The organism is Janthinobacterium sp. GW823-FHT01H08 (genome assembly GCF_058797855.1).
Genome location: NZ_CM179504.1, coordinates 4904928 through 4918181, shown reverse-complemented (window position 1 = coordinate 4918181; position 13254 = coordinate 4904928). Strand labels below are relative to the sequence as shown.

The window sequence follows — 13254 nt, the reverse complement described above, 5'->3', positions numbered from 1 at the left end:
CTATCAATGTGGTCCGTCATGCGACAGGCCAAAGCCTAGCGCGGGCCGGCAGACGCTCCGTGTGCCTATCAAAATGAACACTATCCGACTGGAGCCGGCTACTTGATTCCAGATGAGTATAATATGCTGTGTTTATATACAGTATTGAGGTAGATCATGTGGGGCGCCGTCTTACCCGAGTATGCTGAGTTGTACTGCCTGAGCAATTTCAGCTTCCTGCATGGGGCCTCGCATGCGGAAGAGCTGGTCGCGCGCTCCGTGCAGCTCGGTTACAAGGCGCTGGCCATCACGGACGAGTGTTCGCTGGCCGGCGTCGTGCGCGCCCATGCGGTGGCCAAGCGGGCCGGTTTTCACCTGATTATCGGCGCGCATTTCCATTTGACGCAGGCCGACGGCAGTCCGGGGCCGTCCCTGCTGGCCCTGGTGCGCGATATCGATGGTTACGGCAACTTGTCGGAACTGATCACCATGGCGCGCACGCGGGCGGCCAAGGGGCGCTATCTGCTGACGCCCGATGATTTCACCGCGCCATCGGCGGAGTTTGCCCATTTGCGGGGCTTGCCCGGCTGTCTGATGATCTTGCTGCCCAGCTATGCGGCCGAGGCGGAAACCGTGCGCGCGCAGGGTGAGTGGATGGCGTCCACCTTTGGCCGCGAGCGCAGCTGGATCGGCCTGAACCTGCTGCAGCGGGCGCAGGATGACGCGCACCGCAGCGCCGTGCAGGAGGCGGCGCAGGCGCTGGGCTTGTCCGTGGCAGCCGTCGGCCATGTGTGCATGCACGTGCGGTCGCGCAAGCCCCTGCTCGACACCCTGTGCGCGATCCGCGTGGGCAAACCCGTGGGCGAGTGCGGCTATGCGTTGGCGCAAAATGCGGAGCAGCATCTGCGCGCGCGCTTGCGCCTGGCCAATGTGTATCCGCCGCAAGCGCTGGCGGAAACCGTACGCATCGCCAAACTGTGCACGTTTTCGCTCGACAGCCTGCGTTATGACTATCCCGTCGAGCTGGTGCCGCACGGCCACACGCCGGCGACGTATCTGCGCGAAGAAACGTATGCGGGCGCGCGGCTGCGCTTTCCGCTCGGTATTCCAGCCAACGTGCAGGAGCAGATCGAGCAGGAGCTGGAGCTGATCCGGGATCTTTCCTACGAAGCGTATTTTTTGACCGTCTACGACATCGTGCGCTTTGCGCGCTCGCAAAACATCCTGTGCCAGGGCCGGGGTTCGGCCGCCAATTCGGCCGTCTGCTATTGTCTGCACATCACGGAAGTGGACCCGGCGCGCGGCAATTGCCTGGTCGGGCGCTTCATGTCGCGCGAGCGCAACGAGCCGCCCGACATCGACGTCGATTTCGAGCACCAGCGGCGCGAAGAGGTGATTCAATATATCTACGGAAAATATGGCCGCGAGCGGGCCGCGCTGGCCGCCGTGGTGATCAGCTACCGGCCGAAGAGTGCCTTGCGCGACAGCGGGCGGGCGCTGGGAATCGATCTGGCCATCGTGGAAAAAGTGGCCAAGGCGCATCGCTGGTTCGACGGCAAGCGCGATCTGCTGGAGCGCCTGGCCGAATGCGGGCTGGACCCGGAAGCGGAATTGTCGCAGCAGTGGGCGGGCCTGGCGCAGCAGCTGCTGGGCTTTCCCCGCCATCTGTCGCAGCATCCGGGCGGCTTTGTCATCGCTCAGGGAAAGCTGTCGCGCCTGGTGCCGATTGAAAACGCGACCATGGCCGAACGCAGCGTCATCGAGTGGGACAAGAACGACCTGGAAGAACTGGGCCTGATGAAGGTCGACGTGCTGGCGCTGGGCATGCTGTCGGCCCTGCGCCGCGCCCTGGAACTGGTCAGTGGGCGGCGCGGCGAGGAATTTCGCCTGCAGGATATTCCTCGCGAAGACCCCGCCACCTACGACATGATGTGCCAGGCGGACACCATCGGCGTATTCCAGATCGAGTCGCGCGCGCAGATGAGCATGCTGCCCCGGCTGCGTCCCCGAGAATTCTACGACCTCGTCATCGAGGTGGCGCTGGTGCGCCCCGGCCCCATCCAGGGCGGCATGGTGCATCCGTATCTGCAGCGGCGCCAGCAGAAAGAGCCGGTCGAGTATCCGAAGGGCCTGGACAAGGCGCTGGGGCGCACCCTGGGCATCCCGATTTTCCAGGAGCAAGTGATGCAGGTGGCCATCATCGCGGCCGATTTCACGCCCGGCGAGGCCGATGAGCTGCGGCGCGCCATGGCGGCCTGGAAACGCAAGGGCGGCATGAACAATTACAAGGAACGCATCGTCGAAACGATGGTCAAAAATGCGTATAAACGGGAGTTCGCGGAGGCCATCTTCAGTCAGATCGAGGGCTTTGGCGAATACGGCTTTCCCGAGTCGCACGCGGCCAGTTTCGCGCTGCTGACCTACGCCAGTTCCTGGCTGAAATGCCACGAACCGGCTGCCTTTCTGTGCGCCTTGCTCAACAGCCAGCCCATGGGTTTTTACAGTCCCTCGCAACTGGTGCAGGATGCGCGCCGCCATGGCGTGCAGGTGCTGCCCGTCGACGTGGCCGTCAGCGGCTGGGAGGCAGCGCTGGAAGCGCCGGCAGGGCAGGGCGGGCAGCGTGATGCACCGGCCGTGCGCCTGGGCTTGAACAGCCTGTTCGGCATGCGCGCGGAGGCCGCCCGGCGCATCGAGGATGCGCGCGCCATCGCCGCCTTCGTCGATGTGGCCGACCTGGCCCGGCGTGGCGGCCTGGACCGCCATGACTTGCAGGTGCTCGCTGCCGGCAACGCGCTGCATGCGCTGGCCGGGCACCGGCGCGAAGCCCTGTGGCAGGCGGCCGGCGCCGTGCCCGACAGGGACTTGCTGCGCGATACCACGCAAGAGGAAGATTTGCCCGTGCTGGCCGCGCCGACGGAAGGCGAGAGCATCGTCAGCGACTACCGCGCGCAAGGCCTGACTCTGGGCCGCCATCCGCTGGCGCTGCTGCGCAAACAATTGCTGGAACAGCGCTTCATGCCGGCGTCCACGCTGATGACGTACACGAGCGGGCAAGTGGCGCGCGCCTGCGGCATCGTCACCGTGCGCCAGCGTCCGGGCACGGCCAAGGGCGTCATCTTCATGACCCTGGAAGACGAGACGGGCACCGTCAACGTCATCGTCTGGCCCGACCTGGTGGAAAGCCAGCGGCGCGAAGTGCTGAGCGCGCCGCTGCTGGGCGTGTATGGCGTGTGGCAAAGGGAGGGCATCGTGCGCAACCTGGTGGCCAAGCACCTGGTCGATATGTCGCATTTGCTGGGGCGCTTGCGGACCAGCAGCCGCGATTTTTGTTGAGGCTTGTCAATATCGTCCAGGCGGTGGCATGATTGTCATATGACTACTTTACCCGAACCGACACTGCGTCCCGCCCTGGTCGCCGACGCGCCCGCTATCGTCGCCCTGATCGACGACTTGATGCCCTTTTTGACCCTGCACCCGGACGGCGCGGGGGCGGAAAAGTTCATCGAGAACTGCCGCCAGCCCGCCATCGAAGGCTATCTGTCGCTGCCCAATTACGCCTACCAGCTCGCTCATATCGACGGCGAACTGGCCGGCGTGGTGGCCATGCGCGACAACACGCATCTGTTCCACATGTTCGTGCCGCGCGCCCTGCACCGGCGCGGCATGGCGCGCCGTTTGTGGCAGGCAGCCCGCGACGCGTCGCTGGCCAGGGGCGATGTGACGGCGTTTACCGTCAATTCCTCGGCCTACGCCTTGCCCCTGTATCAAAGCCTGGGCTTTGTCGCCACGGGGCCGAAGGTGGAAACGGGCGGCATCGCTTTCGTGCCGATGCGCATGGAGTTGTAAAATGGCCAAGGCTGGGGTCAGACCCGGCGGGTCTGACCCCATTTTTTGCTTGCAGGCTTATGGCGCTTCTTTACCAGCGCACGATCTTGCCTGGATTCATGATGTTCTTCGGATCGAGCGCGTGCTTGAGGGCGCGCATGGTGTCGATGGCGCCCTCGCCATGTTCTTCCACGAGGAAAGCCATCTTGTGCATGCCCACGCCATGCTCGCCCGTGCACGTGCCGTCCATGCCGATGGCGCGCGTGACCATGTCGCTGTTGACCTTTTCGGCGCGCGCGATGTCGGCCGGGTCGTCGGGGTCGACCAGCATCTGCACGTGGAAATTGCCGTCGCCCACGTGGCCGATGATGGCATAGACGAGGCCCTGCGCCTCGCAATCGGCCTTGGTGGCGAGGATGCATTCGGCCAGGCGCGAAATCGGCACGCAGCAGTCGGTGGAAATGGCGCGGCTGCCCGGCCGCATCTGCAGCAGGGCGAAATACGCGTTGTGGCGAGCGGCCCACAGGCGCGAGCGCTCTTCGGGACGGCTGGCCCATTCGAAATCGCTGGCGCCATGTTCCGCCGTGATGGCTTGCACCAGCTGCGCCTGCTCGGCCACACTGGCCGGCGTGCCGTGGAATTCAAACAGCAGCAAGGGTTTTTCCGGCAAGGCCATCTTGTCGTAGGCATTGATGGCTTTCACGCCATTTTCATCGAGAAACTCGACCCTGGCCACGGGAATACCCATCTGGATGGCCTGGATCACGGCGCTGACGGCCTCGCCCGTGCCGGGGAACGAGCACACTGCGGCCGAGATCGCTTCGGGCAGCGGATACAGTTTCACGGTCACTTCCGTGATGATGCCCAGGGTCCCTTCGCTGCCGACAAATAAACGCGTCAGGTCGTAGCCGGCCGACGATTTTTTCGCCCTGGTCCCCGTCTTGATGATGCGCCCGTCGGCCGTCACCACCGTCAGGGCCAGCACGTTTTCGCGCATGGTGCCGTAGCGCACGGCGTTCGTGCCCGAGGCGCGCGTGGCTGCCATGCCGCCCAGCGAGGCATTGGCGCCCGGGTCTATGGGAAAGAACAGGCCCGTGTCGCGGATTTCCTCGTTCAACTGCTTCCGCGTGACGCCCGCCTGCACGGTGGCCGTCAAGTCTTCACTATGCACGGCGACCATGTGATTCATTTGCGACAGATCAATCGTCACGCCGCCATGCAGGGCCAGCACATGGCCTTCGAGCGAGGTGCCGCTGCCGTAGGCGATGACGGGCACGTCGTGCGCGCTGCACAGCTTGACGGCGGCCGCCACTTCCTCGGTGGAATGGGCGAAGATGACGGCATCGGGCAGCATGGGGGGATAGCTCGACTCGTCGCGGCCATGGTGTGCGCGCATGGCTTGCGTCATGGAAAAGCGGTCGGCAAAGATCAGGGAAAGTACGGCAGCAAGGGATACGGGCAGCGGTTTTTTCAGTACCGCCAACTGGTCAGTTTGATTCACGCAAGTCCTCCGTTTTTTTTATTCTACTCCGCGCCCGGGGATTTCACCGAAGCACTATTTTTGCCAGTTGTAAAAATTTTGCATGGTGCGCCGTGCATAGGTTGTAAATGAGAATCATTTCTATTAAAATGCCCGCCAGTAGTTATTTTGCAATGCATGCTTCCACCCGAAAGGCCATGCCATGAAATTCCCCCTGTCCCTCGCCGCCGTCCTGCCCGTCTGCGTGCTGGCGCTGAGCGCCTGCAGCAGCGTCGCTCCGCTGAGTACCACGACTGCGGCATCCGCTACTGTGCAAGACGTGCGCCAGCTGGGCGAGATCGTCGACCTGCGCAGCGGCCAGCGCTTGACTGCCGAGCAATTGCTGGCCCGGCTGGCCGCCGCCCCGAGGGTCATCGTCGGCGAGCAGCATGACCAGCTCAGCCACCACCGGATCGAGCAGTGGCTGTTGCAGCAATTGCAGGGCCAGCGTCCGCAAGGCAGCGTGCTGCTGGAAATGCTGAACCCGGACCAGCAAGCGAAGGTGGACAAGGTCAAGCCGTGGCTGCAGACGGACCCCGTCGTGCGCCCCGAACACGTGGCCGAGCTGCTGGCCTGGCAGCCGGGCTGGAAGTGGGCGCAATATGGCGACCTGGTCATGACCGTGATGCGCGCGCCGTATCCCGTCTGGTCTGCCAACCTGGACCGCAGCGAGATCAAGCAACTGTTTGTCGACCAGCCGGCCGTGCAGGGCAAGCATTCGAATCTGGCCAATGATGGCAAGGTGCATGACAAACTCAAAGACATCATCCGCGTCATGCACGACAACCAGATCGATGCGCCGCGCCTGGCCGCCATGCTGTCGGTGCAGCAGCAGCGCGACCGCCGCATGGCCGAGCGCCTGCTGGCCGCGCCCGCGCCCGCCGTGCTGATCGCCGGCGCCTACCATGCGCACAAGGACCTGGGCGTGCCGCTGCATGTACAGGACTTGACGGGCGGCCCCGCGCCGCTGGTACTGGTGCTCGCCCAGCAGGGCGCCACGGTGCTGGCGCCGCAGGCGGATTTTGTGTGGTACACGCCGGTGGCGGCACCCGCCGTCGCCAGCGCCAAGTAATCCGTTGTAACTCCGCCGGGCGTTCAGCCCGGCACTCCTCCCCAGCAAGCTTCTTCGCAGCAGCCAGGTAGTTTTTCCGATTTTTTTGCATGCGCGTGCGCGCCGTTGGCGCAGCCATGCCTGTTACCTGTTGAAGCTCCCATGCGTATCCTCTGTATCAAAGCCGCCGCCGGCGGCGTGTTTCTTTCCCTGTTCCATGCCACGGCGCAAGCGTCCGCCTTGCCGCACGATATGTCGCCGCTGGGCATGTTCTTCGCCGCCGACCAGATCGTCAAAAGCGTGCTCATCGGCTTGCTGCTCGCCGCGCTGGCCACCTGGGTGGTCTTGCTGGTGAAGGGCGCCAGCTTGCTGCAAGCGCGGCGCGCGGCGGCGCAAGCCGTCGCCATGCTGAAGACGGCAACGTCCTTGCCGGACGCGGCCGTCAAAGTGGAGGGCGCAGGCAGCAATTCGCTGGCGCAGCAGCTGCTGGCCGAGGTGCAGCAGGAACTGAGTCTGTCGCATGCCAGCGCGCCGGCGGCGGCCCTGAAGGAGCGTGCCGGGTTTCGCCAGGAGCAATTGATCGCGCACAAGGTACGCAGCATGGCGCAAGGCATCGGCTTGCTGGCGAGCATAGGCGCCGTGGCACCGTTCGTGGGGCTGTTCGGCACCGTGTGGGGCATCATGAACAGCTTTATCGGCATCGCCGTCAGCCAGAGCACGAATCTGGCGACCGTCGCGCCCGGTATCGCGGAAGCCTTGCTGGCGACAGCGCTGGGCCTGGTGGCGGCGATACCCGCCGTCGTCATCTACAACGTCTTGAGCCGTGGCATCAATCAGTACAAGGCGCAGCTGCGGGCCGCTTCCGCGCAAGTGCTGCTGATGCTGAGCCGCGACCTCGACGTGCGCCAGCAGGCCTGAGCCATGGCCAGCCTTTTCCCATCGCAGGACGACGACACGGCCGACATGCCGGAATTGAGTGAGATCAATGTCACGCCCTTCATTGACGTGATGCTGGTGCTCTTGATCATCTTCATGGTGGTCTCGCCGCTGGCCACCGTCGACCTGAAGATCGACTTGCCGGCCGCCACGGCCAAGCCCGAGCCGCGCCCCGAAAAACCGGTGTTCGTTTCCCTGAAAGCCGACCACAGCCTGTACCTGGGCGAGTCGCCTGTGGCGCGCGGGCAGCTGGGTCGCCTCCTCGATGCACAGACGGGCGGCGACCGCCAGCGTACGCTGTTCTTCCAGGCCGACAAGCAAGCCGCGTATGAAGACGTGCTGGGCGTGATGGATGCCCTGCGCCAGGCCGGCTATCTGAAAGTGGGCCTGGTGGCCCGGGAGGAAGGGTGAATCCCCGTCCGGTATTGAGCTGGGGCATCGCCACGTCGCTGGTGGCGGCTACCGCACTGTCGCTGCTGCTGTGTGCGGCCTGGCAGCCCGTCGCTGTCGCGCCCGCGCAGCCGCCCGCCAGCGTGATGGTCGTATTTGCCGCGCAAGCGATGTCGCCGGAGACGCAACAGGCGGCAGCGGCAGGGGCGCGCCAGTCGGCCGCGTCCAGCGCAGCCCAACCGAAAAAGAGTACGACCGGGCAAGAAGCGTTGCCCGTGCTGGCGCGCGCCGCCGCGCCGCAAATCGTCGCGGCCGAAAAAGAAGCGAAGGCAGAAGCCAGTCCGTCGCCAGATCCCGGCAAGGATGCCGCCAGGGAAGCGTCCATGCAAGCCCAGGCCAGCAGCAGCGCCACGCCGGCGCCAAGCACCGTGCGCGGTCCGCAGGCGGCGCCGTTCGACAGCGACACGCCGCCCGCCAGCGCTGCGCCCGCCAGCTGGCAAAGCCGGGTGCTCAGCCACCTGGCCCATTTCAAACGCTATCCGGGCGACGCGCGCCAGCGCAAGCGGGCCGGCGCCGCCTGGGTACGCTTCCAGGTGGACCGCGACGGCAAGCTGCTGGCCAGCGAACTGGTCACTTCATCGGGCACTGTGCTGCTCGACCGCGAAGCGCTGCAAGTGCTGCAGCGCGCGCAGCCGCTGCCGGCGCCGCCCGACAATGTATTGCACCAGGGCACGGTGACCGTCACCTTGCCCGTGTCGTTCAAGCTGGAGCCAGGGCAGGACAAGGCATGAGGATGCCGATTGTATTCATTAAAAATCCAACCATAACAAATCGAGGGTGTATGCATATCAAGACAATGACACGAGCCGTGGGCGTCTGCATGGCGTTGCTGGCGCAGCAGGCATGGGCGCAAGAGAGTAGCGACGGCAAGGTCGTGTTTTCGCCGCTGAATGTATCGGGTGAAAATATTCCTGTGGAACAGCAGGCGCTGGAAAAACCGGGCGCCGTCAGCGCGCGCGGCGCGGACACGCGCTTGCAACCCGTGGACCAGATCGTGCGCAGCATGCCGGGCACGTTTACCCAGATCGATCCGGCGCAGGGCGCCGTCAGCGTCAACATCCGCGGCTTGTCGGGCGTGGGCCGCATCAACATGATGGTCGATGGCGTGAGCCAGAATTACTATGGCAGCGCACCGTCGTCCGTGTCGCACGGCGGCGTGCCCAGCAGCCAGTTCGGCGCCCTGATCGATCCGAACTTCATCATCGGCGTGGACGTGTCACGCGGCAATGTCGTCGGCGGCGACGGCGTCAATGCGCTGGCCGGCAGCACCAACTTCCGCACCATCGGCGTCGATGACGTGGTCTTCGCCGGCGAAAAGGTGGGCGCGCGCACGAAGATGTCGACAGGGAATAACGGCGTGGGGCGCAGCGCCATGCTGGCCGTGGCCATGAAAAACCCGGCCTTCGATGGCGGCAGCGTAGGCTTCATGGCCGCCACCAGCGCCAGCGTAATCGGCAACAACTACAAGAATGCGAAGGGCGTCAACAGCGAGGAATTCGGTTTCGGCTACAACCGCTATTACAAGCAAAAACCGAAATCGCAGTTGCTCAAGCTGGATCTCAGATTGAGCGACTTCCACTCGCTGGAACTGTCGGCACGCGATTACCGCAACACGTTTACGCGCCGCGATATCCAGAGTGATGACTACTACGTCAAATATCACTACACGCCGTTTTCGGAATTGATCGACCTCAATGTGGTGGCCAGCAGCAGCCGTGGCAACCAGAAATACATGCCCGAAGCGCTGACCAATTTCATCAACACGAATGCGGCCAACCGCGCCGATGCCATCGACATCAACAACACGAGCAGCTTCAAGCTGGCCGGCGGCGATGCGCTGGTGACGGTGGGCGGCAAGTTGATGCGCAACAAGTACAGCAAGCACGTGGAAAGCCTCGTCGACGATCCGGACAACCCGGATGCGAACAAGCAATCGATTGAAAACAATACCTTCGGCCCCGAAGGCGTGCAAAAGATCAGCAGCTTGTATGCGGGCCTGCAATACAACCGCGGCATCTACCAAGTCAACGCGGGGCTGAACACCACGCGTTTTGAATTGACGGGCTACAAGCCGGCCTGCGATGAACGCGTGAAATGTTTCCCGCAAGGGGCTTCGCACATTGCACTGAAGGAACACGGCATCAATCCTTCGCTGCTCGTTTCCGCGCAAGTGACGCCGTGGTTCCAGCCGTTTGCCAGCGCCGAGCGCACCATGCGCGGGCCGAATCCGCAGGAAGTGTTTTTCTCGAATGACGGCGGGGCTTCGATGAACCCGTTTCTGAAGGGCGAGAAAGCGACGACCTATCAGCTGGGCTTCAATTCCAGCCTGCATGGCTTGCTGAGCAAGAATGACGTGCTGAATTTCAAGGCGCTGTATTTCAAGAGCAAGATCGATGGCTATATCACCAGCCAGTCCTTCCTCGTGTGCGACCGCGGCCGCAAGTGCAATATCGCGGAAGTGCTTGCCAATGATTGGCAGAATGTCGATGACTACATGACGAATATGTATATCTACATTAACTCGGCCACGCCCGTGCGCACGCGGGGCTGGGAGCTGGAAGCGCAGTACCAGCTGGGCTCGGCGTATGCGCGCCTGTCGTACACGCGTGAAAAGACCAGCCAGCCCACCTCGATCGCCAGCGCCTGGTTTGGCGCGGCCGACATCAGCGAGCTGCCCAGCACTTATTACAATCTCGACGTGGGCACGCGTTTGCTGGACAATAAAATGGAGATCGGCGCGATCATCAAGCACACGGGGTCGAACCGCCGCTTGTCGCCGGACAACGAAGCTGATGAAGCGACGGGTGAAGTGCTGAAGGCCGACAATCCGAAGATTCCGGCCGTGATCGACTTGTATGCGAGTTACCAGATGTCGAAAAACTTGTTCCTGCGCCTGTCCGTGCAGAACGCCATGAACAAGGATTTTTCGGAAGCGCTGAACCGCCTGAACTCGATGCCGTCGCAGTCGCAGGACAACACGCCGCTGAGCACGGCGCGGGGCAGGACGTATGTGGCGGGGCTGGAGTACCGGTTCTAGTTTTTTACTAAAGCTGCGACGCCTTAAAGCAGGGGTCAGTTCCTCTGGAATCGGCATGCGGCCCATTGGACCGCACGCCCCCGGCGGGCCTGACCCCAAATGAGGCTGCCTGTTTAATACTCGCGCGGCGTCGTGCCGTAGTAACTGTGGATCGAATTGGCCCACGTCTGGTCCGCCATGTTCGGCCAGTTATCGGTATCGAAGCCGGGCGCGTTTTCGATGCGTTCCTTGTCGACGTTCAGGGTGAAGCGCTTGTTGACGGTGTCGAGCAGCAGCGCTTCCCAGGGCACGGCGAACAGTTTTTCGCCGATGGTGAAGACACCGCCGTGCGACATGACGGCATAAGCGATCTTGCCGCTGCGCATGTCGATCATGATTTCCTTGATTTCGCCCAGGTGTTCATCCTTGGCGTTGTGCACATGGTCGCCGATCAGGGTGTCGGCACCCATCAGTTCAGGGCCGGGGCCTTTGTGGCCGCGGTTGACATACATGCCGTAGGCGTCGCGTTCTTCGTAGCTCATGGTGACCTCCTGTTGAAAAATCCCAGTCTGCCGCCAGGGCGCGGCAGGGTCTGTTCGCTCGCCCACACAAAGTATGGAATTGGAAATATTTCAATTCTTGCTATCGGGTAATTTTGTTGTGCGTAGACAGCAGGAGGGGGAGGGATAGTCGGTATTTGGCGCAAATTTCCGCGCGCGGGGGGCGACGCAGGCGGGCTTTAGTGTATAATTTCAATTTCCCGCACGTGCCGTTCGGCACCATCTGCAATGACCAAATTTGTCTTCGTCACTGGTGGCGTTGTGTCCTCCCTTGGAAAAGGGATTGCCGCCGCCTCCCTCGCCGCGATCCTCGAATCGCGCGGCCTTAAAGTCACCATGCTCAAGCTCGACCCGTACATCAACGTCGATCCTGGCACGATGAGCCCTATGCAACACGGTGAAGTATTCGTCACCGACGACGGGGCCGAAACCGACCTCGACCTCGGTCACTACGAGCGCTTCATCTCCACCCGCATGAAAAAGGTGAATAACTTCACCACTGGCCAGATCTATGAATCGGTGATCCGCAAGGAACGCCGGGGCGAATATCTGGGCAAGACCGTGCAGGTGATCCCGCATATCACCAATGAAATCCAGGATTACATCCGCCGTGGCGCCGAAGGCTACGACGTGGCCCTGTGCGAAATCGGCGGCACCGTCGGCGATATCGAATCGTTGCCATTCCTGGAAGCGGCGCGTCAGCTGAGCCTGCGCGCCGGCCGCAAGAACACGGCGTTCGTCCACCTGACCCTGGTGCCGTACATCGCCTCGGCCGGTGAACTGAAAACCAAGCCGACCCAGCACTCGGTGCAAAAGCTGCGTGAAATCGGCATCTTGCCCAACGCCTTGCTGTGCCGCGCCGACCGCGCCATCCCGGAAGACGAGCGCGCGAAAATCTCGCTGTTCTCGAACATCGAGGAAGACGCCGTCATTTCCGTGTGGGACGTCGACACCATCTACAAAGTGCCGCAAATGCTGCACGACCAGGGCCTCGACAAGATCATCTGCGATGCGCTGGATCTCGATCCCGCACCGGCCGACCTGTCGATCTGGAGCAAGCTGATCTACACGATGGAGCACCCGAAGGCGGAAGTGACCGTCGGCATGGTCGGCAAGTATGTCGAGCTGACCGAGTCGTACAAGTCGCTGATCGAAGCGCTGCGCCACGCCGGCATCCACACGGAAAGCCGCGTCAACATCGAGTACATCGATTCGGAAGAAATCGAAACGACCGGTTGCGACAACCTGGGCAAGTACGATGCCATCCTGGTACCGGGCGGCTTCGGCAAGCGCGGCGTGGAAGGCAAGATCAAGGCGGCCCAGTTCGCCCGTGAGCACAAGATCCCTTACCTGGGCATCTGCCTGGGCATGCAAGTGGCCCTGATCGAATACGCGCGCAACAAGGCTGGCATGCCGAACGCGAATTCGACCGAGTTCGACCTTGATACGGATCAACCGGTCGTTGCACTGATCAATGAGTGGCAAAACCACGATGGTAAAGTCGAGTTGCGCGATGAAAACTCGGACCTGGGCGGTACCATGCGCCTGGGCGCGCAGACCTGCGCCGTCAATCCGGGCACCCTCGCCGCCGAGATCTACGGCAGCGTGGTGACCGAGCGTCACCGCCATCGCTACGAAGCCAATAATCACTACCTGGCCCGTGTCGAAGCGGCTGGCCTGATCGTCTCGGCCCGCACGCCGAGCGAAGATTTGTGCGAAATCATGGAATTGCCACGCACGGGTGAAAATGCCCACCCATGGTATATGGGCGTGCAATACCATCCCGAGTTCAAGTCGACGCCACGCACCGGCCATCCGTTGTTTACCTCGTTCATCAAGGCAGCGCTGGCGCACAAAGAAGCCAACGCCGCTGCGCAATAACGCGGTCGATCACGACAGTATTACCCGTAAGACAGCT

Annotated in this window: 10 protein-coding genes; 8 read left to right on the top strand and 2 right to left on the bottom strand. The window is 62.8% G+C overall.

Features of this window, described 5'->3' with window-relative positions:
- The first annotated feature begins 156 nt into the window (after positions 1-156).
- Together AC3RCG_RS22055 and AC3RCG_RS22050 are read left to right on the top strand one after the other, a co-directional pair.
- Entirely contained in the window at positions 157-3312 is a 3156-nt protein-coding gene (locus tag AC3RCG_RS22055; protein ID WP_492401990.1) for an error-prone DNA polymerase, read from the top strand.
- 39 nt (positions 3313-3351) lie between these two features.
- Positions 3352-3825, top strand: a complete 474-nt coding sequence (locus AC3RCG_RS22050; protein ID WP_492401991.1) for a GNAT family N-acetyltransferase — start codon at positions 3352-3354, stop codon at positions 3823-3825.
- 70 nt (positions 3826-3895) lie between these two features.
- Here AC3RCG_RS22050 and AC3RCG_RS22045 read toward each other — a convergent pair whose 3' ends face one another.
- Entirely contained in the window at positions 3896-5305 is a 1410-nt protein-coding gene (locus tag AC3RCG_RS22045; protein ID WP_492401992.1) for an FAD-binding oxidoreductase, read from the bottom strand.
- Between the two features lie 181 nt (positions 5306-5486).
- On the opposite strand from AC3RCG_RS22045, the gene AC3RCG_RS22040 reads away from it, so the two are divergent.
- The 5 genes from AC3RCG_RS22040 (at position 5487) to AC3RCG_RS22020 (ending at position 10797) form a co-directional block, all read left to right on the top strand.
- The gene (locus AC3RCG_RS22040; RefSeq protein ID WP_492401993.1) at positions 5487-6395 is read left to right on the top strand and encodes a ChaN family lipoprotein; all 909 of its coding nucleotides are present in this window, start codon (positions 5487-5489) and stop codon (positions 6393-6395) included.
- A 141-nt stretch (positions 6396-6536) separates the two neighbouring features.
- Positions 6537-7292, top strand: a complete 756-nt coding sequence (gene exbB, locus AC3RCG_RS22035) for a tonB-system energizer ExbB (RefSeq protein ID WP_492401994.1) — start codon at positions 6537-6539, stop codon at positions 7290-7292.
- Positions 7293-7295: 3 nt separating this feature from the next.
- Positions 7296-7721 carry a TonB system transport protein ExbD gene (exbD, locus tag AC3RCG_RS22030; RefSeq protein WP_230505702.1) on the top strand — a complete coding sequence of 142 codons (426 nt, stop codon included), beginning with the start codon at positions 7296-7298 and terminating at the stop codon, positions 7719-7721.
- The gene (locus AC3RCG_RS22025) at positions 7718-8491 is read left to right on the top strand and encodes an energy transducer TonB family protein (RefSeq protein ID WP_492401995.1); all 774 of its coding nucleotides are present in this window, start codon (positions 7718-7720) and stop codon (positions 8489-8491) included. The genes exbD and AC3RCG_RS22025 overlap by 4 nt, the downstream gene beginning before the upstream one ends.
- Before the next feature lie 50 nt (positions 8492-8541).
- On the top strand, positions 8542-10797 hold the full coding sequence (locus AC3RCG_RS22020; protein WP_492401996.1) for a TonB-dependent receptor domain-containing protein: 2256 nt from the start codon (positions 8542-8544) through the stop codon (positions 10795-10797).
- A gap of 113 nt (positions 10798-10910) precedes the next feature.
- On the opposite strand, the gene AC3RCG_RS22015 is transcribed toward AC3RCG_RS22020, so the two are convergent.
- Positions 10911-11318 carry a PRC-barrel domain-containing protein gene (locus tag AC3RCG_RS22015; RefSeq protein WP_070221439.1) on the bottom strand — a complete coding sequence of 136 codons (408 nt, stop codon included), beginning with the start codon at positions 11316-11318 and terminating at the stop codon, positions 10911-10913.
- Positions 11319-11564: 246 nt separating this feature from the next.
- Between AC3RCG_RS22015 and pyrG the strand changes: the two genes are divergently transcribed.
- Positions 11565-13217: a CTP synthase gene (pyrG, locus tag AC3RCG_RS22010; protein ID WP_492401997.1), complete on the top strand. Its 1653-nt coding sequence runs from the start codon at positions 11565-11567 to the stop codon at positions 13215-13217.
- Positions 13218-13254: the final 37 nt, after the last annotated feature.

Excerpts from the sequence above, each read along its gene's own strand:
- AC3RCG_RS22055 (WP_492401990.1), top strand. The coding sequence starts at position 157 with ATGTGGGGCGCCGTCTTACCCGAGTATGCTGAGTTGTACTGCCTGAGC.
- AC3RCG_RS22050 (WP_492401991.1), top strand. The coding sequence starts at position 3,352 with ATGACTACTTTACCCGAACCGACACTGCGTCCCGCCCTGGTCGCCGAC.
- AC3RCG_RS22040 (WP_492401993.1), top strand. The coding sequence starts at position 5,487 with ATGAAATTCCCCCTGTCCCTCGCCGCCGTCCTGCCCGTCTGCGTGCTG.
- exbB (WP_492401994.1), top strand. The coding sequence starts at position 6,537 with ATGCGTATCCTCTGTATCAAAGCCGCCGCCGGCGGCGTGTTTCTTTCC.
- exbD (WP_230505702.1), top strand. The coding sequence starts at position 7,296 with ATGGCCAGCCTTTTCCCATCGCAGGACGACGACACGGCCGACATGCCG.
- AC3RCG_RS22020 (WP_492401996.1), top strand. The coding sequence starts at position 8,542 with ATGCATATCAAGACAATGACACGAGCCGTGGGCGTCTGCATGGCGTTG.
- AC3RCG_RS22015 (WP_070221439.1), bottom strand. The coding sequence starts at position 11,318 with ATGAGCTACGAAGAACGCGACGCCTACGGCATGTATGTCAACCGCGGC.
- pyrG (WP_492401997.1), top strand. The coding sequence starts at position 11,565 with ATGACCAAATTTGTCTTCGTCACTGGTGGCGTTGTGTCCTCCCTTGGA.